At 60.6% G+C, this 19630-nt stretch carries 20 protein-coding genes and 1 other RNA gene; 6 read left to right on the forward strand and 15 right to left on the reverse strand.

Annotation, left to right across the window (positions count from 1 at the left end):
* Window positions 1–462, reverse strand: a complete 462-nt coding sequence (locus FHT84_RS24665; protein ID WP_113250506.1) for a tetratricopeptide repeat protein — start codon at window positions 460–462, stop codon at window positions 1–3.
* Between the two features lie 25 nt (window positions 463–487).
* Window positions 488–1462 (reverse strand): MBL fold metallo-hydrolase, encoded by a 975-nt coding sequence (locus FHT84_RS24670; protein ID WP_113250505.1) that lies wholly within the window; start codon window positions 1460–1462, stop codon window positions 488–490.
* 326 nt (window positions 1463–1788) lie between these two features.
* On the opposite strand from FHT84_RS24670, the gene FHT84_RS24675 reads away from it, so the two are divergent.
* On the forward strand, window positions 1789–2562 hold the full coding sequence (locus tag FHT84_RS24675) for a sigma-70 family RNA polymerase sigma factor (protein WP_246698627.1): 774 nt from the start codon (window positions 1789–1791) through the stop codon (window positions 2560–2562).
* Window positions 2559–3356 carry an anti-sigma factor gene (locus FHT84_RS24680; protein ID WP_113250503.1) on the forward strand — a complete coding sequence of 266 codons (798 nt, stop codon included), beginning with the start codon at window positions 2559–2561 and terminating at the stop codon, window positions 3354–3356. Before FHT84_RS24675 ends, FHT84_RS24680 begins: the two co-directional genes overlap by 4 nt.
* Before the next feature lie 55 nt (window positions 3357–3411).
* Here FHT84_RS24680 and FHT84_RS24685 read toward each other — a convergent pair whose 3' ends face one another.
* The 8 genes from FHT84_RS24685 to mprF all read right to left on the reverse strand — a co-directional run bounded on the left by FHT84_RS24685 (window position 3412) and on the right by mprF (window position 12319).
* Window positions 3412–4158: a YebC/PmpR family DNA-binding transcriptional regulator gene (locus tag FHT84_RS24685; protein WP_095435726.1), complete on the reverse strand. Its 747-nt coding sequence runs from the start codon at window positions 4156–4158 to the stop codon at window positions 3412–3414.
* A gap of 112 nt (window positions 4159–4270) precedes the next feature.
* Window positions 4271–4822, reverse strand: coding sequence for a hypothetical protein (locus FHT84_RS24690; protein WP_145644519.1), 552 nt, complete (start codon window positions 4820–4822; stop codon window positions 4271–4273).
* An 85-nt stretch (window positions 4823–4907) separates the two neighbouring features.
* Window positions 4908–5750, reverse strand: a complete 843-nt coding sequence (locus tag FHT84_RS24695; protein ID WP_113250502.1) for an MBL fold metallo-hydrolase — start codon at window positions 5748–5750, stop codon at window positions 4908–4910.
* A gap of 174 nt (window positions 5751–5924) precedes the next feature.
* Window positions 5925–6749: a YmdB family metallophosphoesterase gene (locus FHT84_RS24700; RefSeq protein ID WP_113250501.1), complete on the reverse strand. Its 825-nt coding sequence runs from the start codon at window positions 6747–6749 to the stop codon at window positions 5925–5927.
* Window positions 6750–6752: 3 nt separating this feature from the next.
* Window positions 6753–7340 carry a 5-formyltetrahydrofolate cyclo-ligase gene (locus FHT84_RS24705; RefSeq protein WP_113250500.1) on the reverse strand — a complete coding sequence of 196 codons (588 nt, stop codon included), beginning with the start codon at window positions 7338–7340 and terminating at the stop codon, window positions 6753–6755.
* A gap of 105 nt (window positions 7341–7445) precedes the next feature.
* Window positions 7446–8120, reverse strand: a complete 675-nt coding sequence (locus tag FHT84_RS24710; protein WP_145644518.1) for an HAD family hydrolase — start codon at window positions 8118–8120, stop codon at window positions 7446–7448.
* A 195-nt stretch (window positions 8121–8315) separates the two neighbouring features.
* Entirely contained in the window at window positions 8316–9674 is a 1359-nt protein-coding gene (locus FHT84_RS24715) for an AcvB/VirJ family lysyl-phosphatidylglycerol hydrolase (protein ID WP_246698632.1), read from the reverse strand.
* A 35-nt stretch (window positions 9675–9709) separates the two neighbouring features.
* Window positions 9710–12319 carry a bifunctional lysylphosphatidylglycerol flippase/synthetase MprF gene (gene mprF / locus FHT84_RS24720; protein ID WP_113250497.1) on the reverse strand — a complete coding sequence of 870 codons (2610 nt, stop codon included), beginning with the start codon at window positions 12317–12319 and terminating at the stop codon, window positions 9710–9712.
* Between the two features lie 419 nt (window positions 12320–12738).
* Here mprF and FHT84_RS24725 point away from each other — a divergent pair, with 419 nt between their 5' ends.
* Window positions 12739–13062 (forward strand): helix-turn-helix domain-containing protein, encoded by a 324-nt coding sequence (locus FHT84_RS24725; RefSeq protein ID WP_113250553.1) that lies wholly within the window; start codon window positions 12739–12741, stop codon window positions 13060–13062.
* 39 nt (window positions 13063–13101) lie between these two features.
* On the opposite strand, the gene FHT84_RS24730 is transcribed toward FHT84_RS24725, so the two are convergent.
* The gene (locus FHT84_RS24730) at window positions 13102–13965 is read right to left on the reverse strand and encodes a helix-turn-helix transcriptional regulator (RefSeq protein WP_113250496.1); all 864 of its coding nucleotides are present in this window, start codon (window positions 13963–13965) and stop codon (window positions 13102–13104) included.
* Window positions 13966–14066: 101 nt separating this feature from the next.
* On the opposite strand from FHT84_RS24730, the gene FHT84_RS24735 reads away from it, so the two are divergent.
* The gene (locus FHT84_RS24735; protein ID WP_113250495.1) at window positions 14067–14885 is read left to right on the forward strand and encodes an SDR family NAD(P)-dependent oxidoreductase; all 819 of its coding nucleotides are present in this window, start codon (window positions 14067–14069) and stop codon (window positions 14883–14885) included.
* Between the two features lie 43 nt (window positions 14886–14928).
* Entirely contained in the window at window positions 14929–15645 is a 717-nt protein-coding gene (locus FHT84_RS24740) for an SDR family oxidoreductase (protein WP_113250494.1), read from the forward strand.
* Between the two features lie 40 nt (window positions 15646–15685).
* Here FHT84_RS24740 and FHT84_RS24745 read toward each other — a convergent pair whose 3' ends face one another.
* The gene (locus tag FHT84_RS24745; protein ID WP_113250493.1) at window positions 15686–16123 is read right to left on the reverse strand and encodes a helix-turn-helix domain-containing protein; all 438 of its coding nucleotides are present in this window, start codon (window positions 16121–16123) and stop codon (window positions 15686–15688) included.
* 291 nt (window positions 16124–16414) lie between these two features.
* Here FHT84_RS24745 and FHT84_RS24750 point away from each other — a divergent pair, with 291 nt between their 5' ends.
* Window positions 16415–18214: a chloride channel protein gene (locus tag FHT84_RS24750; RefSeq protein WP_113250492.1), complete on the forward strand. Its 1800-nt coding sequence runs from the start codon at window positions 16415–16417 to the stop codon at window positions 18212–18214.
* Between the two features lie 94 nt (window positions 18215–18308).
* Here FHT84_RS24750 and ssrS read toward each other — a convergent pair.
* From ssrS to FHT84_RS24765, 3 genes are all read right to left on the reverse strand, one after another.
* Window positions 18309–18467, reverse strand: a non-coding RNA gene (gene ssrS, locus FHT84_RS24755) — 6S RNA.
* Between the two features lie 66 nt (window positions 18468–18533).
* Window positions 18534–18911 (reverse strand): cell division protein ZapA, encoded by a 378-nt coding sequence (locus FHT84_RS24760; RefSeq protein WP_112343382.1) that lies wholly within the window; start codon window positions 18909–18911, stop codon window positions 18534–18536.
* A 48-nt stretch (window positions 18912–18959) separates the two neighbouring features.
* Entirely contained in the window at window positions 18960–19235 is a 276-nt protein-coding gene (locus tag FHT84_RS24765) for a DUF4164 domain-containing protein (protein WP_015341018.1), read from the reverse strand.
* Window positions 19236–19630 lie beyond the last annotated feature (395 nt).

The raw sequence follows: 19630 nt of genomic DNA on the forward strand, positions 1-19630 counted from the left end.
TCAGTTGGTTGCCTTGGCGGAGATCGCCTTGGTCAGATCCTCAAGCTCCTCGCATCCACTAGGGCAAAGCTTGGTCAGCGTTGCCAGCTGCTCGCGGGCTTTGGGCATATCGCCGGTCTCGACATAGAGTTCGCCGAGATATTCATGCGCGCCCTTATGATCCGGCTGCAGTTCCAGGGCCTTGGTGTAGTAGGTCAGCGATGTCTTGAAGTCGCCGGTCTTGCGCAGGGTGAAGCCCATCAGATTGTAGACATCGGCCTGCTGGTGCTCCTCGGCGATATCGCGAAGCTCGGCGAGTGCTCCGGCATAGTCCTTGGCGTCGATCTTGGCACGCACGGAGGTCAGGTCCGGCGCATCGGTCGATTCCATATTATCGACGGCAAAGGCAACGCCTGCCGTTGCGGCCGGAAGGATGGCGACAGCGCACAGGCCGGCGATCCCGAAAATGGCATGTCTGAACATGGTAGTTGCTCCTCTTTCTGGCCACTCAGGCCTGGATGGTGGGGGTAAATCCGTAGGCATTGCCGTCCTTGACGAAGGTGCCGGAGCCCGGGAATGGGAAGTGCGAGCCGCAGATCCTGATCTTGTCGGCAATGACGCGGTCGATCAGCCTGCGGCGGGTGGCGACGGCCATCGGGCCGTCCTGGTCGTAGGCACCCTCCCATTCGGGATGGGGTGCAAGCAGCGCCGGCACATACATGATGTCGGCCGAGACCATCAGCTGTTCGCTACCGCCATCTATGAAGAAGACCGAGTGCCCCGGCGTATGGCCGTAAGCGGCCAGCATGTGAACGCCGAGCGCCACTTCGGCATTGTCATCGACCAGCTTCCAGTTCTTCCATGTCGGAAAGACTGAGGCGATGCGCCGGCCGGCTTCCTTGCGGCCCTCCGCCAGCTTGTCGACACGGCCGGGATCGGTCCACCACTTGTATTCGGTCGCGTTGACGACCAGCTCGGCATTCGGGAAGACGGCCGCGTTCGTTCCCTTTTCCATCAGGCCCCAGACGTGGTCGGGATGGAAATGCGAGATCATGATGGTATCGATCTTCTTGTAGTCGATGCCGGCGGCGGCCATGTTGGCCGGCAGATGCGTGGCGTTGGTCTGCCATTGCCCGACACCGGAGCCGGCATCCATCATGATCTTGCGGCCGCCGATATCAAGGACGACGACGGTCAGCGGAATGGGCATGAAGTCGGTGGTCAGACCGGCCTTTGAAAGCGCTTCCTTGGTGTCTTCGACGGAGGCGTTCTTGATGAAGGCCGGATCGTGCGGCTTGCGCCAGATGCCGTCATAGATGGCCGTGACCTCGATCGAACCGACCTTGTATTTGTAGAAGCCGACCGTCGGCTCCAGCGGCGTGGCGGCAAAGGCTTGCGGTATGAATTCGAGCTTCGACGACAGCCCGAAGGCTGCCGCAGCTGCAGCCGTGCCGAGCACGGCGCGGCGGGTCATATCAAACATCGCAGTATCTCCTCGTGGTTATGGCTTTTCGGGCCAGGCGGAGGTCGCAAGCGATCGCGGCCGTCCACTGAGGAAGAAGATCGATGGTAATGAGCGCTTATTCCCCCCTCGACCGAAGATTTCTTGCAAGCCATTGAAATCCATTTGATTATTTTAGCGGCGAGGGATTGGCGGATGGGATGACGGACATTCCGCATTCCCTCGCCTTTGATTTTTTCATCCGACCGGGAATAAAACCCGCGCAAGCGCGATCTAGCCTCTCAGGCAACATTGCAAGCGCCTTAGCTGAAGCTTACAGTCAGCAGCGGCGTTTTGCGGGGATCACGATGACAGACGCCCGACCTATGAGTTCGATGATACTTGGCGGCCAGCCCCGCCCATGGACATGGCACTCGCCGCAAAACACCGCGATCGGCAGGTTTGCCCGATTTCTGGCTCGCCTGCGTCGTTTCATTGCCGAGGCGAAGCCCGGCAATCACGCCGTCCAGATGGCGGTCGCTCAATCCGCTGCCAGCGCGGAGCCATTGAAGCACGCGACCGCGCTGCCCGACGAGAGCATGCGCCGCTTCCAGCAAACGATCATCCCGCATCTCGACGCCGCTTATAATTTCGCGCGTTTCCTGAGCCGCGATGCCGATGCCGCGCAGGATATCGTGCAGGAGGCCTATCTTCGCGCCTATCGCGGCTTCGGCGGCTTTCGCGATGGCGATGCCCGCGCATGGACCTTCACCATCGTCCGCAACTGCTATCACGCCTGGCTGCAGGAGGGCCGGCGCAAGACCCGCTATGAGCAGCCGATGTCGGACGAACGGGATTCGGATGAAGGCTCGCCTTCCCCTGATCCCGCCTCCGAGGAGGATACGCCCGAGGCGGCCTTCATCCGCAAGTCGGAAACGCAGCGCGTGCGCGAGGTCATCAAAAGGCTGCCTGATGCCATGCGCGAGGTTCTGGTCCTGCGCGAACTCGAGGATCTCTCCTACAAGGAAATCGCCGAGATCATCGATGCGCCGATCGGCACCGTCATGTCGCGGCTCGCCCGTGCCCGCCGCGATTTCGGCGAAGTCTGGCGCAGCCTCGAAGGAAAAGGGGCGGCACGATGAACGGCGGAGACCATAATGATCACGGCGAATGGAACGACCTGCTGCACGGCTTCATCGACGGCGAACTTGACGCAGCCAATGCCGCGCGCTTCGAGGCACATCTGGCCACCTGCCGGGACTGCGCCGGCGAGATGGAGAATGCCCTGATGGTCAAGCGTCTTTCCGCACGCGAGGGTGTGAAATGGCAGGCGCCTGATACCGTCCATGCCCGCGTGCAGGCGGCACTCACGCTGGAGCAATCCATGATGAGGCGCGCAGCCGTGAGCCACATGGACAGCCCGTGGCAGCATGTCTGGCGGCTCGTGCGCGAATGGAGCTTCGTGCCCTCGCTTGCCGTTCTCGCCGCCAGCCTAATGCTGGTGCTGAACGTGCAGCAGCAGAGCCAGACGATCGAGGATCAGCTTCTCGCAAGCCATGTGCGCTCGATGCTCGCCGACCATCTGACCGACGTGCTGACCTCAGACCAGCACACGGTCAAACCATGGTTCAACGGCAAGATCGATTTCTCCCCGCCCGTGGTCGATCTGGCGACACAGGGCTTCCCTCTCGTCGGTGGCAGGGTGGATTATCTCGACGGGCGGGTGGTGGCGGCGCTGATCTATCGCCGGCACGGCCATGTCATCAATCTCTTCATCTGGCCGGGCGCTGCGCGAGCCAAAAACAATGCCGAGAAGGAGGGCTACAATTTCGTCGAATGGCATGCGGATGGACTGGTCTTCTGGGCAGTCTCCGATGTCGCCGCACCGGATCTCTCCACCTTCCGCGACGATTTTATCCGCGCGACAGCCCCATAACGCGAAAAGCCGGCTGCGTTTCTACAGCCGGCTTTTCTTGAATAACTGCAAAGGATCAGGCCGAGAGCTTGGCCAGAACTTCGTCAGAAACTTCGAAGTTCGAATAGACGTTCTGGACGTCGTCATCGTCTTCCAGGTTTTCGATGAGCTTCATCAGCGACTGGGCCTTTTCTTCGTCGACCGGCACGTTGTTCTGCGCGCGCCAGATCGCCTTGACAGTTTCGGCTTCGCCGAGCGTCGCTTCGAGCGCCTTGGCGACTTCGCCGAGGGATTCGAAGGCACAGATGATCACATGGCCTTCTTCGTCGCTTTCGACGTCATCGGCGCCGGCCTCGATCGCCGCTTCCATGACCTTGTCGGCATCACCGGCGGAAGGCTTGTAGGTGATTTCCCCGACGTGATCGAAGGAGAAGGACACCGAACCGGTTTCGCCAAGCGCACCGCCGGCCTTGGTGAAAATCGAACGGACGTTGGACGCCGTGCGGTTGCGATTGTCGGTCAGTGCTTCGACGATGATCGCCGTGCCGCCCGGACCGTAGCCCTCGTAACGGATCGCATCGTAATTCTCGGTGTCGGCACCGGAAGCCTTCTTGATGGCGCGATCGATATTGTCCTTCGGCATCGACTGCGCCTTGGCGTTCTGGATCGCCAGACGCAGGCTTGCGTTCATGGCCGGGTCGGGCAGACCCATCTTGGCAGCGACCGTGATTTCGCGCGCCAGCTTGGAGAACATTTTCGACCGCACCGCGTCCTGACGGCCCTTGCGGTGCATGATGTTTTTAAACTGTGAATGGCCAGCCATGGCACCCCTGTTCACGTCTTTTGTTGGGAATGGCCGCCTTATAAGAGCGAAGCGGCCTTCATTCAAGTGAAAAGCCGGATAATGGTGTCGGTCGGGGCCTTCCGCCACATTCCTATGGCTTGACGACAAGCTTGCCTGCCCGAATATCGCCGACGGTTTCCATGGCCTTGTTCAATCCCTCGAGTGACGCGCGTTCGTCCTTGATTACGGGTCGTAGATCGGGCGACCAGTCATTGATGGCGCCGACGCGCGCCAGAAAAGTACTGCCGCTTCTCATCTGTTGAATGATCCGGCTTGCCGGAACGCAACCATATGTATCGGTAGCTACCGCCGGATGGTTATCAACTCTGATCAATGCAGTCATGCCCGGCGCATCATGTGACAAGAGGCAGACGCGTTGGGGTGTCGGCGAACTGCCGTAGTCAATGAACAAAGCCCCCGACAGGGACGTAATGCTACAATTGCGTTTGTCGGTCATTGCATCGGCTGGGCATGACACGCTCCAACTGCCAGCGGCCAACAGATTTGCGCTCTTGCCAATAGAAACCGTTCCCTGGCTGAATTTTTCGATGCGATAGCCATCGGGCGTCGTGTTGACCGGGTTTGATGAGACGCATTCCGACAACGCCGCAGCTACTAATGCAGTGAAAAGAACCCGATTCATGCGCTTCCCCCAATGGTACAGCACAATCGATCATGCCTAGCAGAAGTTGCATAGATGGACGGGATATATATCTCAACGAAAATCGTCATAGCCCCTTGAGCACATAGATCAGCGGCTTGCGCGGCAGGGTCTTCACCGACACCGTGACGCTCGCGGTCGGCGCATAGCCGACATCGAAGTCGGGACCGAACAGGGCCAGGAACTGATCGACCGGTGGACCCCAGCGATGCATGGGCAGGATGAGCGACGAGCGCAGCCTTTTCACCACGCGGCTCATGCTGTCGGCCCCCATGGTCAAGCCGCCGTCGACCGGCACCATCACGACATCGAGCCGGCCGATTTCGGCATATTGCTGGTCGGTGAGTTCGAAATGCAGATGCCCGAGGTGGCCGATACAGAGGCCCGCCACCTCGAAGATGAAGATCGAATTGCCGTTGGCTTCGATGCCGCCACCCCAGGGACGAATATCGGTGACGACATTGCGGATCAGCGTATCACCGACGGTCATGCGGATCTTTGCCGGCTCTCCGGGCACGTCGCTCCATCCATGCAGCACATATTTGATCGCCGGGTCCGGCGTGAGCGTGTAGTGGCTCGGATGCGCCTTGTTCATCGTCACGACCTCAGGCGTATAGGGCGGTGGATAGGCGCCGCTATAATCCGTGGCGATGGAAACGCCGCCCGGCGTTTCGATGAAAAGCGTGGCATGGTCGAGGAAGGTGATCTTCACATCACCATTAACCGGATCATTGGCGAGCGTCGGACCGGGAGGAGAAAAGCTGACGAATGTCGCCTTGGGCAGGGACTGCGCGATCGCCTGGCATTGGCTGGGTTGCGGACGAACCGGATTCTGCTGGGCGTCCGCGACGTTCCAGCTGAGGATGATCGCCAGGAAAAACACGGCAAGGACAGGAAATCGCTGTAACATGCCATCCCCTCAAGCCAGATAGTGGCCGAAGGATGCGACATGATCGGAAACGGGTCCAGCGGCAATCAGATGGGATTGCTCACAATCGCGTCATCATATGCCGATGATGAATTATAGAGCGGATTCAGATTTTAGGTCGACCTGACCTAAAATCATCCGGCTCTAGTGCAGCGATCAGCGCCAGAAGTCCGGAATGGTTTCCGCAAGACGCGGTCCGAGCCGCAGCGGCGCGATTTTTTCGGCCAATCCCGTCGTGTCGGAAATCTCGACGCCGACGCCACAGATGGTGGCAGGCCCCGAAGCCGCCTCGAAACGTCCCTTCGGCATCTTCGAAATGAAGCGGTTCAACGGTTCCTCTTTGTCCATGCCGAGCGAAGAATCGTAATCGCCGCACATGCCGGCATCCGACATATAGGCGGTGCCGCCATTGAGGATCTGCGCGTCCGCGGTCGGCACATGCGTATGGGTGCCGACGACGAAGCTCGCACGGCCATCGACGAAATGGCCGAAACACTGTTTCTCGCTCGTCGCCTCTGCATGAAAATCGAAGACGATCGCATCGGCCTGTTCCTTCAGCGGGCAGGCGTCAAGAATGGCTTCTGCCGACTTGAAGGGATCGTCCAGCTCAGGATGCATGAAGACGCGGCCCATGATGTTGGCGACGAGGACGCGGGCGCCGTTGCGGGCATAATAGAGGCCGGAGCCGCGGCCGGGCGTGCCGGCCGGATAGTTGGCGGGGCGCAGGAACTGGTCGTGGCGCTCGCAGAATACAACGGCTTCCTTCTGGTCCCAGACATGGTTGCCCGTTGTCACGACATCGGCGCCGGCATTGATCGTCTCAAGGAAGATGTCCTCGGTGATGCCGAATCCGCCGGCGGCGTTTTCGCCATTGACGACGACGAAATCGAGCTTCAGGTCGGATACGAGCCCCGGCAGGCGTTCCCACACCGCGGTTCGTCCCGTCTTGCCGACCATATCTCCCAGAAAAAGCAGCCGCATTCGCTATCCAATCACTTCCGAAACGAAATTGAGTCCGCTCTCGGTCAAAATCGCGTCAAGACGGACATCATGCGGCTCAGCCGGTACTGATCGCACTTCTTGGCAATCGAATGCAATGCCGATCAGCTGGGGATTCAAGCCTTTTTGATGCAAACGCTCGATAGCGCGATCGTAATGGCCCGCCCCATAACCAATACGATGCCCGCTTCTGTCAAAGGCCGAAAGCGGCACGAGCATGACATCGGGATCGAACACCGCCGCATCGGGACCCGGGCCGAAAGTTCCGAATCCGACGGGAACCAGCGGCGCACCCGCAACAAGCTCCCGAAAGACGATCGTGTTGCGGTCGAGGATGACGGGCACGCAAAGCCGTGCACCACGTTCCCGCAGCCGCGCCATCAGCGGCCTTATATCCACTTCGGAGCGGATTGGCAGAAAGCCGGAGACAACCGTCCCCGGTTCGACATCGATGACATCGCCGCCATGGGCAAGCATGGCAAGGCCTTTTTCGATGCGCTCATCGGCCGGAATGGCATCGCGCGCCGCCAGGCATTCGTTACGGTATCGGGCTTTCAGCTCTTTGGGGCTCATCGGATCTTCGCAAGTATCTATGATATCGCGAAAACATAATGAGCCGGGCGCCCGTTGCAAAGCGCGAAAGCGACATCCAGCCGTCGCAGAAGGAAGTCAGCTCTTTCAGTCCTTGCGGGTGATCGACAATTTTCCGTCGCCATCCACATGCGCGCGAACATTCTCATAGTTCTGCAGCGTCGTATGACCGGTCTCGATCGGATGCGAATGCGTGGCGGTGATGACCACCACATCGGCACCGGCCGCTTCGCCCGCCTTGACGCCGGCCAAGACGTCTTCAAACACCAGGCACTCCGATGGGCTGAGGCCGAGGCGCTGCGCGCCGAGAATATAGCCCTGCGGATCAGGCTTGCCGACCTTCACGTCTTCGGCGGTAACCATGAAGCGCGGAACCGGGATCCCGGCCGCGTCCAGCCGCGCCAGCGCCAGCCGATAGGGCGACGAGGTAACGATCGCCCAGCGCTCCGGCGGCAGTGATGCAAGGAAATCGACGGCGCCCGGCAGCGCGATGACACCCTCGACATCGGCGATCTCGGCTTCGGTGATCTTCAGCGCCTCCGCGATCGGATCGACATCAGGCAGATTCAATTGGCCGATGGTATCGACCCCGCGCTTGCCATGCATGGTCGGCATGAACTTCTCGACATCAAGACCCTGAGCGCGTGCCCAATTGCCCCAGACACGCTCTGCAGCAGCAATCGAATTGATGATCGTGCCGTCCATGTCGAACAGGAAACCGGAATAGGTCTTGGTGAAGGCGGAGGACGATGCAGCGGACAAGGATGGACCTTTCTGGATGTGACGGCGAGCGGCGTGAAACCGGCGCTCATGCTATGTATCCTTCCGACTAGCGGCAGCCGCGGCAAGAAGCAAACAAATGCTGCGCCGAGCATCCAGGAAAAGGCATCTGCCTGCGGTAACGGGAAGGAACAGGATGGGACGCGCGGCAAGCAAGCATGCCGCGCGTCATGAATGCTACTCGCCGAGGCGGCTCTTCAGGCCGTTGATGATATGGTTCGCCAGGGCCTCGTAGTCGTCATCGAAATGATGACCGCCATCCATGGCGATGACTTCGGCGCCGGTGCCCTTCAACAGCGGGCATGCGACATCCTCGTCGTCGTCCTTGCCGTAGACGCACTGTACCATCTTCGGATTGACGGACTTGAGGTCGTTGACGGGATCGCCGCCCTTGCCCTGGCTCGAAGCGCCGAGCCAACCCATGACCGAGATCACATAGTCGACCTTCTGTGACAGAGAAAGCAGCGACATCTGGACGATCTTGTTCTTTTCGGCCTGTTTCAGGCGATTATAGCTCGCCGGCAATACATCGGCGCCGAAGGAATAGCCCACCAGCACCACGTGCTTGACCTTGAAGCGCTTGGTGTAGAAATCGATGATGCGGGCAAGATCATCGGCCGTCTGTTGCGGATCCCGCTCCGACCAGAAGTAGTGCAGCGAGTCGACGCCCACGACGGGGATGCCCTGATCCTGCAGATAGCTGCCGACCTCCTTGTCGATATCGCGCCAGCCGCCATCGCCCGAATAGACGATCGCAAGCGTATCTTCGGTCGGCGTCGTTTCCATGACATCGAGGGGAAGGCCAAGCGGCGACTTGGAGCTGTCGATCGATTTCATCAGATCGGCAAGCGAAGCCTCGAGCGTCGCATAGGTATCGCCATTGCCCGAATCCGTCGACTGAACGTCGGGATGTTCCTTCTGGATCTCCTCGACATGGTCGCGTCCATCCTTCGGTGCATTCGGCGTGAAAGTCACGAGGATCGGGTTGGGCAGCGCACCTTCCTGCAGGCCGAAGGACACCATGTCGCCATCGGTCTTCTTCTCGGCCGGCGTGCAGAGCTCCTGCTTCAGACCGATGCCGGCGGTCGGATCGACGGCCAGCGTGCCGGCGATCGTCGCATCCGGCGTCTGGGCGGCAATGGTCAGCGCCATGGCGCCGCCTGCGCCGACGCCGGCAATGATGGGCAGCTGATAGGTACTGTCGGCAAAGGAGCGCTGCACCTGCTGGCTCAGCGATTCCAGATCCGCGACGATGTAGATGCAGCCGTCGTTCTGGCTGACGTCGTATTTGTTGAGCGAAGCCAGAAAGGACGGATAATCGATGCCGATGACCAGCGTGCCGTTGGCAACGAGCTTGTCGGCGACCGCCTTTTCCTTGTCGCTCCAGCCAGCAAGGTCGGAAATCAGAACGACTTCGCTCGTCACCTTACCTTGCGGACGCATGATGTGCGGCGCGGGGATCATGCCCAGATCATATTTGGCATCGTCGGCCTCAGCGCGCGCCGGCCCCGATACCAGAAGGCTCAGCGACACCATGCCGGCGAAAGCCAACGACATTGCGTATTTCAAGATCATTTCCTCACGACCCCCTTAAGTCCGCCTCCGATGAGGAATGTGGCATCCATCAACGCGATCATTGGACTGACACCTCCCGAAACAGCCAGGTAGCGCGGCTGCCATTCAGGATGGAACTTGGATTTGAAGGCACGAAGCCCCTTGAAGTTGTAGAAACGCTCGCCATGCTCGAAGACAGTCCCTCCGACCCTGTCCCAAACCGGCGCCGATTCCCGTCTCGACATGCCCGACAGCGGCGCCATGCCGAGGTTGAAACGCTGAAAGCCCTGCTCCTTGAGATATTCGAGAATCTGCACGAACAGAAAGTCCATCGAACCCTTCGGGGCATCGGGCGAAAAACGCATCAGGTCGACGGATCCCTCTTCCTTGGTCTCCGTCATCAGGATATTCGCAAAAGCGACGATCTTACCATCCTTCTTCAACACGCCGATCGGCTGCGAGCACACATAATCCGGGTCGAACGCGCCAAGCGAAAAGCTCTTTTCCTTGGCATTGTGATCGGCAAGCCATGTGTCCGACACATGGGCAAGCTCATCCATGACTGCAGGTATATCCTGAGGCTCGATAACGGCAAATTCTAGTCCGTCGCGGACCGCGCGGCTCGCGGTTTGCCTGAGGTTGGCCCATTTGCCGCCTTTCAGTTCGAAATTGGCAAGGTTGACCACGGCCAGTTCGCCGAGCTTGAAGGCACGCAAACCGGCATCCGCACAATAGGACAGAAGCGCCGGCGAAATCTGGTAGAATACCGAACGGCATCCTGCGGCTCGCGCAGCCTCGACGAAGCGCCAGATGAGATCGGGCAGCGCCTGGCGCGGACCGACCGGATCGAACAGTGCGATCCAGGAGCGGCCCTGCTTGCCATACATGATGAAGGCATCGCCCTTTTCAGAGAACATGATGCTCTTGTCGCCCATGCGCACCAGATTGGCGTCGGCCACGCCTTGCTTGCGAACGATTTCGACGGCGCGCGTCACCGCGTCGTCGGTTACAGGCTCCAGCCGCTTTGTCGCGGGACGCAGCAGGCTGAAGATCGCGATCGCCGAGGAGAGGATGGAAATGCCGAGCGCTGCGCGAAGGCCGCGAGGCGCCTCGTCGGCAAATTCGAACTGCCACCAGAGCTCGTTGCTGTATCCGACATCGCGATAGACGAAGAACAGCACCACAATGGCGCCGATGCAGATGACGGCAATCGCCGTCAGCCATCCGGCGGTAAGCGTCTGGTTGAGCAACGAAGCGGGCCGGCTGAACAGGCGGCGGCTGACCATGAGGCTGAAAACGAAGAAGGCGAGCAGCCCGGCCTCGACGATGGCGATCGCCTTCAACAGCGAGAAGAACAGCGCCAGCAGCGCCGAAAAGATCGCGACCCACCAGGCGCCGTCGAGACGCTGGCTGAGGCCGCGCGCCGCGACGATGATCGCAAGCCCGAGAAGGCTCGAGAGGAAATGCGCGCTTTCGACGAGCGATAGCGGCAGATAGTCGGAAAGCACGATCAGGTTCTGGTCCGGCGTCGGCGTCACGCTCGAAAAGACCAGCATCATGCCGAGCAGCAGTGCAAAAGCAGACAGCAGCTGCGGCATGAGACGGGCACCGATGCGGCGCATGCTCGACGCGACGGGATGATCGACGAAGCGGCGCAGCTCCGCCACGGAGATCGCGGCAATCGCGATGACGAGCGGTATGACGTTGTAGATGACGCGATAGAGGACCAGTGAACCCAGCACCGCATCTTCGTTCACCGAGCTGCCGAGCCAGGCGATGATGATCGTTTCGAAAATACCGAAGCCGGCCGGGACATGGCTGAGCACGCCAAGTCCGACGGCAATGGCATAGATGGCGAAGAAGCCGGGCCAACCGATCGAGGATTCCGGCAGCAGCACGTAGAGCACGGAGGCCGATGCGGCGATATCGAAAGCGGTGACGAGGAATTGCCGCGACCAGGTCCGCGAATCCGGCAGGCGGACGGCGATCGGCCCGATGCGCACCTCGCGACCGTTGCGGCCGGCATAGACGACGAAAGCAAGTGCAGCGAGGATGGCAATGGCGACCAGCCGCAGCCACAATCCATTGACATTGATCAACGGGCCGATCTCATCGGCGATGACAAGCAACGCGATCGAACCGACGGCGGCCAGTCCGAGACCGAAGGCAAGCGTGACGAAGGCGATGACGCGGGTGATGTCATCTGGCGAGAGGCCGAGCCGGGTATAGGCGCGATAGCGGATCGCACCGGCGCTGAGCGCGCCGAAACCGGCGGTATTGCCGACCGCATAGGCGCTGAAGGAGGTCAGCGCCACATGCGGGAACGGCAGCCGCTTGCCGATATATTCAAGCGCGTTCTGGTCGTAGAAGATCAGGGAAGCGAAACTCAGGCCGGTGAACAGCAGTGCGAGCAGCACCGAAGAGATCTTGGTCGTCGTCAGGGCGTGAACGACGTCGTCATAGCGCACTTCATTGGTCAGATCGTAGATCGCATAGGCGGCGATGCAGAAGACGGCGACGGTGAGAAGGGCGACGATCAGCGCGCGATAGCGGTTCAACAGACCGACGAAACCGCCACGCTCTTCCAATTCCTCATCGGCATTTTCCAGATCGATTGGGCTCGACATCTTCTACCTGTTTATAATGACCTTTGCCGGTCCTGATTATCGGGAACATCCAGTAACACCGGCAGTGTGTCTTCGTGTTGCCGCATACGCTTCTTTCAGCAGGCCCGGTATGACGCGCGCTCCCATCGTTCTGAATTTAGGCAATTTTGGCGCAGGCCCCGTTCCGCCACCAATGAATCTGTTATTATTTAAAGGATTTTGTCATTCACCCGGCTTTTAAGCTTATCCACACACAAAAGTGATCTTCCCACTCCCCCGCATGCTGCTCCCTATCAGGAATCTGCGACGCGGTCACCTGGCGGTACCACCTACTCGGATTGCCTCACCCGGCAGACCGTCCGAGCCGGGTCGCTCGACAAAATTCCCGTCTGCGGCATCAGCCAGGCAAAAATGAAACCGGCCGCCGGCTCGGATTGGTGCTGGCAAGCCGGAAGCATAGCGACCTCATCTTCAAGGCCCTTGCGCATCGTCGCCGGCGCGAAATTCTGGATATGCTCAAGGATGCGCCGCGAACGACGGGCATGCTCTGCGAGGCTTTTACGGATATGGACCGCTGCACCGTAATGCAGCATCTGAAGGTGCTTGAAGATGCAGACCTCGTGATCGCCAAAAAGGAAGGACGCGAGCGTTGGAACCATCTGAACAGCTTGCCGATCAAGCAGATCCACGATCGCTGGATCAGCGCTTATGCCGGCCATGCGCTCACTATCCTCGATCGGCTGAAAAGCGATTTGGAAGGTTGAAAAGCGGAGTAATGGCTGCGCTCGATGGAAGCCGAAGGGTTATGCCATACCAACTCGGCCCAACAGTTGCTCCAGCCTGTCGCTCGATCCATCCTCGTCGAGTGGCGTATAGACTACCAACTTCATATCGGCCCGATCCATGACGGCAAGCGCGGTATATTCGAATGTCATAAGGCCACCTTCGGGATGGCGCAGACGCTTGTGACCGGTCAGCGGCCGCAGCACATCCTGCCTCGGCCACCAAACACGAAATTCCGGGCTTGCCTGCGTCAAGGCGGCGATCAGCCGCTCGAAATCCGGATCGCCGGCATAACGGGCACTGTCGGCACGAAACATCGCCAGCGAATTCGCCGCCACGATCTCCCAATCGACCAATAGCTGCCGATGGGCGGGATCGGTGAAAACCCGATGGATGCTGTTGCGCGCATCGCCCTGCAGCCGGCTGTAATCGCCGAATATTGCAACGGCCGCAGCATTCCAGGCCAGCACATCCCAGCGCCGGCCGAGAACATAGGCAGGCTGACCTTTAAGGCTCGCAAGCATGTGCAACAACGCGGCCGGCACATCCTCGGGTCCGTGCGAGGGAACCTCCGCCGACGGCCGGTCGCTCAGCGTAAAGAGATGCCGCCGTTCGGCGGGATCAAGGCGCAGCGCGTCGGCCAGCGCCGAAAGAACCTCCGCCGAGGCGCGCACGTCGCGGCCCTGCTCCAGCCATGTGTACCAGGTGGCGCCGACGCCGGCGAGCAGCGCCACCTCCTCGCGCCTGAGCCCAGGCGTGCGGCGGCGAAACCCTGCCGGAAGCCCGACACTTGCCGGGGTCAATTTTTCTCGGCGAGAGCGCAGGAAGGCACCGAATTCACGACGCCGGGCCTCGAGGATGGTCTGGTTTTGATTGATGGTCATGCCTCAGCATAGCAGGATTAATACTAGGATAAAGTCGAAACTGTTTGTCGCCTTAGCAAGCTGCCAAAGTATTTGGCGTAAGCTACATGGAGGCTGTTGCGATGGATATGAGCGGTAAGACGATCCTGATCACGGGCTCGACCGATGGCGTCGGTCGGCGGGTTGCCGAAAGATTGGCGGAGACCGGTGCCAAGGTGCTGGTCCACGGCCGCAGCCGGGCGCGGGCGGAAGAAGTGGTCTCCGGCATTCGCGATAAGGGCGGCAATGCAGTCTTCTATGTCGCCGACTTCTCCTCGCTGGACGAGGTCCGCGCGCTTGCCGATGCCGTCGAACGCGACCATGAGCGCCTGGATGTCCTGATCAACAATGCCGGTATCGGCACCAGTGGCGGCGGCGGTGGACGCCAGGAGAGCCGCGATGGACATGAACTGCGCTTTGCCGTGAACTATCTCGCCGGCTTTCTGCTGACGCGCCGGCTCCTGCCGCTCTTGAAGGCAAGCGCTCCCGCCCGCATCGTCAATGTTTCCTCGGTCGGTCAGCAAGCCATAGACTTCTCCGATGTCATGCTGACCCGCGGCTACAGCGGCGTGCGCGCCTATTGCCAGAGCAAGCTGGCGCAGATCATCTTCACCTTCGATCTGGCAGAGGAGCTCGCCGGCTCCGCCGTTTCCGTCAACTGCCTGCATCCGGCAACCTATATGGACACGACCATGGTGCGTCAGGCGGGTGTCGCACCGCTGAGCTCCGTCGATCAGGGTGCCGATGCCATACTCAATCTGGCTGTCGGCAGCGGCTTGGAAGGCCATACGGGCCTCTATTACGACGGACTGCGCCCATCCCGCGCCATTGCCCAGGCCTATGACCCAACCGCGCGCCGGAACCTGCGAACACTCAGCCAAAGCCTTACCCGCACCGCCTGAACCACACCCTTCCATCACTCTCTGTCCTCAAAAGGAGACATGCATGTCGTCTCAACACATCGCTATTATCGGCGGCTCCTCCGGTATCGGCCTTGCGACCGCCACCCATCTTCTCGAAAAAGGCTATCGCGTCACCATTACCGGGCGCGATGCCGCCAAACTCCAGGCAGCTCGGCAAAACCTCAACAACGATATTGCCACCGTCACCATGGATGCGGCCGCCTTTGGCCGCCTTGGCGAGGCCTTCCAGACAATCGGACCGGTCGATCATCTCGTGCTGGCATTGGGTGGCGGCAATGGCGCCGGCCCTTTCGCCACGGTCGACCTTGCCGATGTCAGGAAAGGCTTCGAGCAGAAGACTTTGGCGCATTTCGCCTGCGCTCAGGCCTGCCTGCCCTATCTGTCGAAACAGGGCAGCATCACCTTCGTCTCCGCCGTGTCGGCGCAGGCGGCTATGCCCGGAACCGCCGGGCTCGGAGCCATCAATGCCGCCATCGCCGCTTTGGCGCCGATCCTCGCCGTCGAACTCAAGCCCATCCGGGTGAACTGCGTTTCTCCTGGCGTCGTCGATACCCCCTGGTGGGATTTCCTAAGCGAAGAACAGAAGGAGCCGACCTTTGCCGGCTTCGCTGCGCGCACGCCGGTTGGCCGCGTCGGCAAACCACGGGAGATCGCCGAAGCCATCGCCTTCCTGATCGGCAACGGCTTCACCAGCGGTCACACGCTGATCTGCGACGGCGGTATCCGCTTGGGCCAATGATCCCTCGCGCCATTGCCGGTATCACCAGGCAATGGCGCCCTCAATCATTGTGGACCTCAGCCTGAAGCTGGGTCAGAACCTCGATCAGTCGCGGCGCCATCTCACGGATTTCGACCAGATGGATCGAACTGAGCATTTGGAGAACCTCTTCGGACTTTTCCGTCAAGTGCAGGATCTGCCGGCGCTTGTCCGTGAGATCGGGATGGCGGGTGACATAGCCACCCTCAATCAGGCGCCCAACCAGTTCCGTCGCCGTATGCGGCGCGATCAGCAGCTTTTCCGCGAGCATGCCGATCGTCATCGCTTCGGCGGCGCCATTCCCTTTGATGGCCAGCAGCGCCTGATGCTGCTGCGGCGGCAGACCCGCCTCATGGGCAGCCGAGGTGCTGAAATCCATGAACTTGCGCAGGGTATAGCGCAGCGTCGCCAGCGCCTCGTAATCCGCCTGTGAAAGAGCTTCATCCAAACGTCGCACCATCAAATCGTCCTCATTGCCGCCGCCCGCGGTCCTAAAGCATGTCGCGCAAAATCTTCAGCGGTTTTGCGGCAACACCGTGCTCCAGATCAAGGAACTATAGTGCCGAAAACGAATCTTGCAGATCGCACCGCGCCTCAGTTGATTTATATCGCATTACGATATATTTGCCATCTCAAAGCGGGGAGTGGCTGAAGGACGGCCGCGCGCTTGGAACATTCCGGGAAAAGTACGCAGCGGTTTTCCGTCCGGAATGCGTGAGAACAGGAAAATGCTCTGGAACAGAAGGCGCAAATGCAGGACACTGTAACCTTACAAAGTCACAGTCGCGATTTCTCCGGCGGAGCTTCCCGCAAGGACAATGGCGATTTCACCACGGACAAGCGTGTCCTGGTGCTGATTGCCATGGCGCTTGTCGTCGGCACCGGCGGCGCATTCGCCGCCTGGGGGCTTATCAATCTCATCGCGCTCGTCAGCAACGCCCTCTGGCTGTTCAAGATCAGCACCGCGCCGCTCTCCTTCGCCATGGTGGCACGCTCGCCCTGGATGATCGCCGCTCCCATTCTCGGAGGCATCGTCATCGGCCTCATGGCACGCTACGGTTCCGAAAAGATCCGCGGCCACGGCATTCCCGAAGCCATCGAGGCGATCCTGATCGGCGGCAGCCGCATGTCGCCGAAGGTGGCGGTGCTGAAGCCGCTGTCATCGGCAATCTCGATCGGTTCCGGCGGCCCCTTCGGTGCGGAAGGCCCTATCATCATGACTGGCGGCGCCATCGGCTCGCTCTTCGCGCAGCTCTTTCATATGAGTGCGGCCGAGAGAAAGACCCTGCTGGTTGCCGGCGCGGCCGCCGGCATGACCGCGGTGTTCGGCACGCCGATCGCGGCCGTCATGCTCGCCGTCGAACTGCTGCTGTTCGAATGGAAGCCGCGCAGCTTCATTCCAGTGGCTGTCGCCGCCTGCGTTTCGGTCATCTGGCGTCCATTGTTGCTCAGCAGCGGCCCGCTCTTCCCCGCGCATTTCGAGATGTCGCTCTCCTGGTGGGGCATCGCGCTCGCCGCCGGCCTCGGCATCGTCTCGGGCCTGCAATCCGGCCTGCTGACCACCCTGCTTTATAAGATCGAGGATGCCTTCGAAAAGCTGCCGATCCACTGGATGTGGTGGCCAGCCCTCGGCGGCCTCGTCGTCGGGCTCGGCGGCTTGATCGAACCACGTGCGCTGGGCGTCGGCTACGACATCATCGCCGATCTCTTGCACAGCCATATCGCCGTCGGTGCAGTGCTGGCGATCCTGCTTGTCAAGGCGGGCATCTGGCTGGTGGCGCTCTCCTCGGGCACGTCGGGCGGCGTTCTAGCACCGCTGCTGATCCTCGGCGGCGCGCTCGGCTGGCTCGTCGGCCTTGCCCTGCCCGGCGATCCCGGCTTCTGGGCGATGCTCGGCATGGCGGCCATGATGGGCGGCACCATGCGCGCTCCGCTCACCGGTACATTCTTCGCCGTCGAGCTGACCGGAGACATGGGCGCGCTGGTGCCTTTGCTCGCGGCAACGGTCTCGGCCTATGCCGTCACCGTCCTTCTGCTGAAACGATCGATTCTGACGGAAAAGATCGCACGGCGCGGCCAGCACATCACCCGCGAATACGGCATAGACCCGTTCGAGCTCACCCGCGCCCGCGACATCATGATCGCAAAGGTGGACACCCTGCCTGCCGCCATGCGCCTGTCGGAAGCGCTGCACCGGATGACAGAGCAGTCGGATGCGCACCGCTTCTATCCCGTCGTCGGCGACAATGACCGCCTGGTCGGCATGATCTCGCGCGCCGATGCTCTGCGTTGGCACAGCGAGCCGGACCTCATGGATCAATCGCTCTATGACGTTATCTCGGATACATCGCTCCCGGTCGCCTATGCTGACGATACTGTGGGACGCGTCGCCGATATCATGATCCAGGCCGACACGGGACGCGTTCCCGTCGTCGAGCCGCAGACCGGCCGCCTCGTCGGCCTGATCGCCCGCAAGGACCTGCTGCGGCTGCGCAGCGCGACGAACCGGGCAGAACTGGAGCGTGGCGCCTATCTGCGGTCGAAAAGTTAAGGGGAGGAGGAGTGGCGTCAGCGCGGCAGCAGAACTGCGCGGCGCCTTCCTTTGCAATCAGCTGGGAAAATTGGCCCTGAGCCGGAAAATTGAAGAGCGATCCACGACGACCGATGGATGTTTACGATCCTGGGTGCCTACAAACGTAGGTGGGCACCGTGTGGCCAGGCCCACGGGCCTGGTCAGGGACAGCTCCCTTTGGATCGAGTATGGCCCCAGGGATTGTGGTTCCTGTCGGGAAGCGCAGACCGCCAAAACTATATAGAGCGGATTATGTCGTCGCACCAGAGGGCCGCAGCTGGCATCCGCAGAAATAAACTCAAGCCTGTTCGGCGCCCGGCCGGGCGAGGAGCTTCTCCGTAATGCCGTGAATGCGCGCCGTCACCTCATCGATGACGCTTGCCAGCGTTTCCTCGGCGCGCGCGTTGGCCGCCACGGTCGTATCCCGGCTGCTGGTCAGGGTTTCCAGCTCGGCCTCCAGCGAAGACACACGCCGGGTCAATTCCGATACTTCGTCCATGATCATGATGCCGGCCATGACGGTGACCCGGAGATCGCCGATTTCGCCGAACTGGCTTTTCAAATGCATGACATAGCGATCGAAGCGATTGGCGAGATCCGTCAGATGATCTTCCTGACCTTCTTCGCAGGCCATCCGGTAGGCTTTGCCGTCGATCGTTACCGTTACTTGCGCCATTCGACTTTCCGATCACTGCCGCGCTGCGACGGCTGCCTCCCGAGGGGATCAGCGGTCCAGCACGGCTCTTATGGTTTCCATCGCCGTAACCAGCCGGCGCGACACTTCCCGATTGACCTCCTCGAGCCGGTTCGCACGGAACTCGGCCTGGTCCAATTCCTGGGCAAGGCGGGAACGATCGGCGTGAACCCTGCGGACCTCGCCTTCTATATCGCTTTGCGCCCGTTCCCGCTCGAACCGCCCGTCGACGGCGCTCTCCAAAGTCGAGAGTGCCTGGCGCAATTGAGCGAGCGCCGCGTCCACCGTTTTGCCTGAAGGTGTCATACCCTTCGCTTCTCCGCGCAAGGCCCGAATCAAAACATCCGGCCACTTGTCTGATTTCGCAACAATATTCAACTCGGCAACAGCACGTCAATAAAGGCTGCCATGTGGCAGGCCCCCTATTCTGTGGATGAATGCCGCCTTTTCCGGCTGCACAGGCCTTGTCGCATCATTGTCGTCTTTTGTAAAAGTGAACGGGCAAATGTTAAAAAATTGCCGTTGGAGGGTCGGATTGAGCCCTCGATTTGTTGACTTGCTCGCCCTAACTGCTATGTCTCAGCCGCCTGAGGCGACGTTGGAAATGACGTTCGGAAGAGTGTCGCTTTCATCCGCCTTTCAACCGATGGCCTCCCTCCCAAGCGTGCGGCCATCCCCCGAACCCGGAACACTGCGGAAAA

The organism is Rhizobium sp. BK289 (assembly GCF_014193575.1).
Classification (GTDB): Bacteria; Pseudomonadota; Alphaproteobacteria; order Rhizobiales; family Rhizobiaceae; genus Rhizobium; species Rhizobium tropici_C.

Bases quoted from the DNA above. Each gene is read 5' to 3' on its own strand.
- FHT84_RS24665 (WP_113250506.1), bottom strand. From the start codon at position 462: ATGTTCAGACATGCCATTTTCGGGATCGCCGGCCTGTGCGCTGTCGCC.
- FHT84_RS24670 (WP_113250505.1), bottom strand. From the start codon at position 1,462: ATGTTTGATATGACCCGCCGCGCCGTGCTCGGCACGGCTGCAGCTGCG.
- FHT84_RS24675 (WP_246698627.1), top strand. From the start codon at position 1,789: ATGACAGACGCCCGACCTATGAGTTCGATGATACTTGGCGGCCAGCCC.
- FHT84_RS24680 (WP_113250503.1), top strand. From the start codon at position 2,559: ATGAACGGCGGAGACCATAATGATCACGGCGAATGGAACGACCTGCTG.
- FHT84_RS24685 (WP_095435726.1), bottom strand. From the start codon at position 4,158: ATGGCTGGCCATTCACAGTTTAAAAACATCATGCACCGCAAGGGCCGT.
- FHT84_RS24690 (WP_145644519.1), bottom strand. From the start codon at position 4,822: ATGAATCGGGTTCTTTTCACTGCATTAGTAGCTGCGGCGTTGTCGGAA.
- FHT84_RS24695 (WP_113250502.1), bottom strand. From the start codon at position 5,750: ATGTTACAGCGATTTCCTGTCCTTGCCGTGTTTTTCCTGGCGATCATC.
- FHT84_RS24700 (WP_113250501.1), bottom strand. From the start codon at position 6,749: ATGCGGCTGCTTTTTCTGGGAGATATGGTCGGCAAGACGGGACGAACC.
- FHT84_RS24705 (WP_113250500.1), bottom strand. From the start codon at position 7,340: ATGAGCCCCAAAGAGCTGAAAGCCCGATACCGTAACGAATGCCTGGCG.
- FHT84_RS24715 (WP_246698632.1), bottom strand. From the start codon at position 9,674: ATGGTGTCGCTGAGCCTTCTGGTATCGGGGCCGGCGCGCGCTGAGGCC.
- mprF (WP_113250497.1), bottom strand. From the start codon at position 12,319: ATGTCGAGCCCAATCGATCTGGAAAATGCCGATGAGGAATTGGAAGAG.
- FHT84_RS24730 (WP_113250496.1), bottom strand. From the start codon at position 13,965: ATGACCATCAATCAAAACCAGACCATCCTCGAGGCCCGGCGTCGTGAA.
- FHT84_RS24735 (WP_113250495.1), top strand. From the start codon at position 14,067: ATGGATATGAGCGGTAAGACGATCCTGATCACGGGCTCGACCGATGGC.
- FHT84_RS24740 (WP_113250494.1), top strand. From the start codon at position 14,929: ATGTCGTCTCAACACATCGCTATTATCGGCGGCTCCTCCGGTATCGGC.
- FHT84_RS24745 (WP_113250493.1), bottom strand. From the start codon at position 16,123: ATGGTGCGACGTTTGGATGAAGCTCTTTCACAGGCGGATTACGAGGCG.
- FHT84_RS24750 (WP_113250492.1), top strand. From the start codon at position 16,415: ATGCAGGACACTGTAACCTTACAAAGTCACAGTCGCGATTTCTCCGGC.
- FHT84_RS24760 (WP_112343382.1), bottom strand. From the start codon at position 18,911: ATGGCGCAAGTAACGGTAACGATCGACGGCAAAGCCTACCGGATGGCC.
- FHT84_RS24765 (WP_015341018.1), bottom strand. From the start codon at position 19,235: ATGACACCTTCAGGCAAAACGGTGGACGCGGCGCTCGCTCAATTGCGC.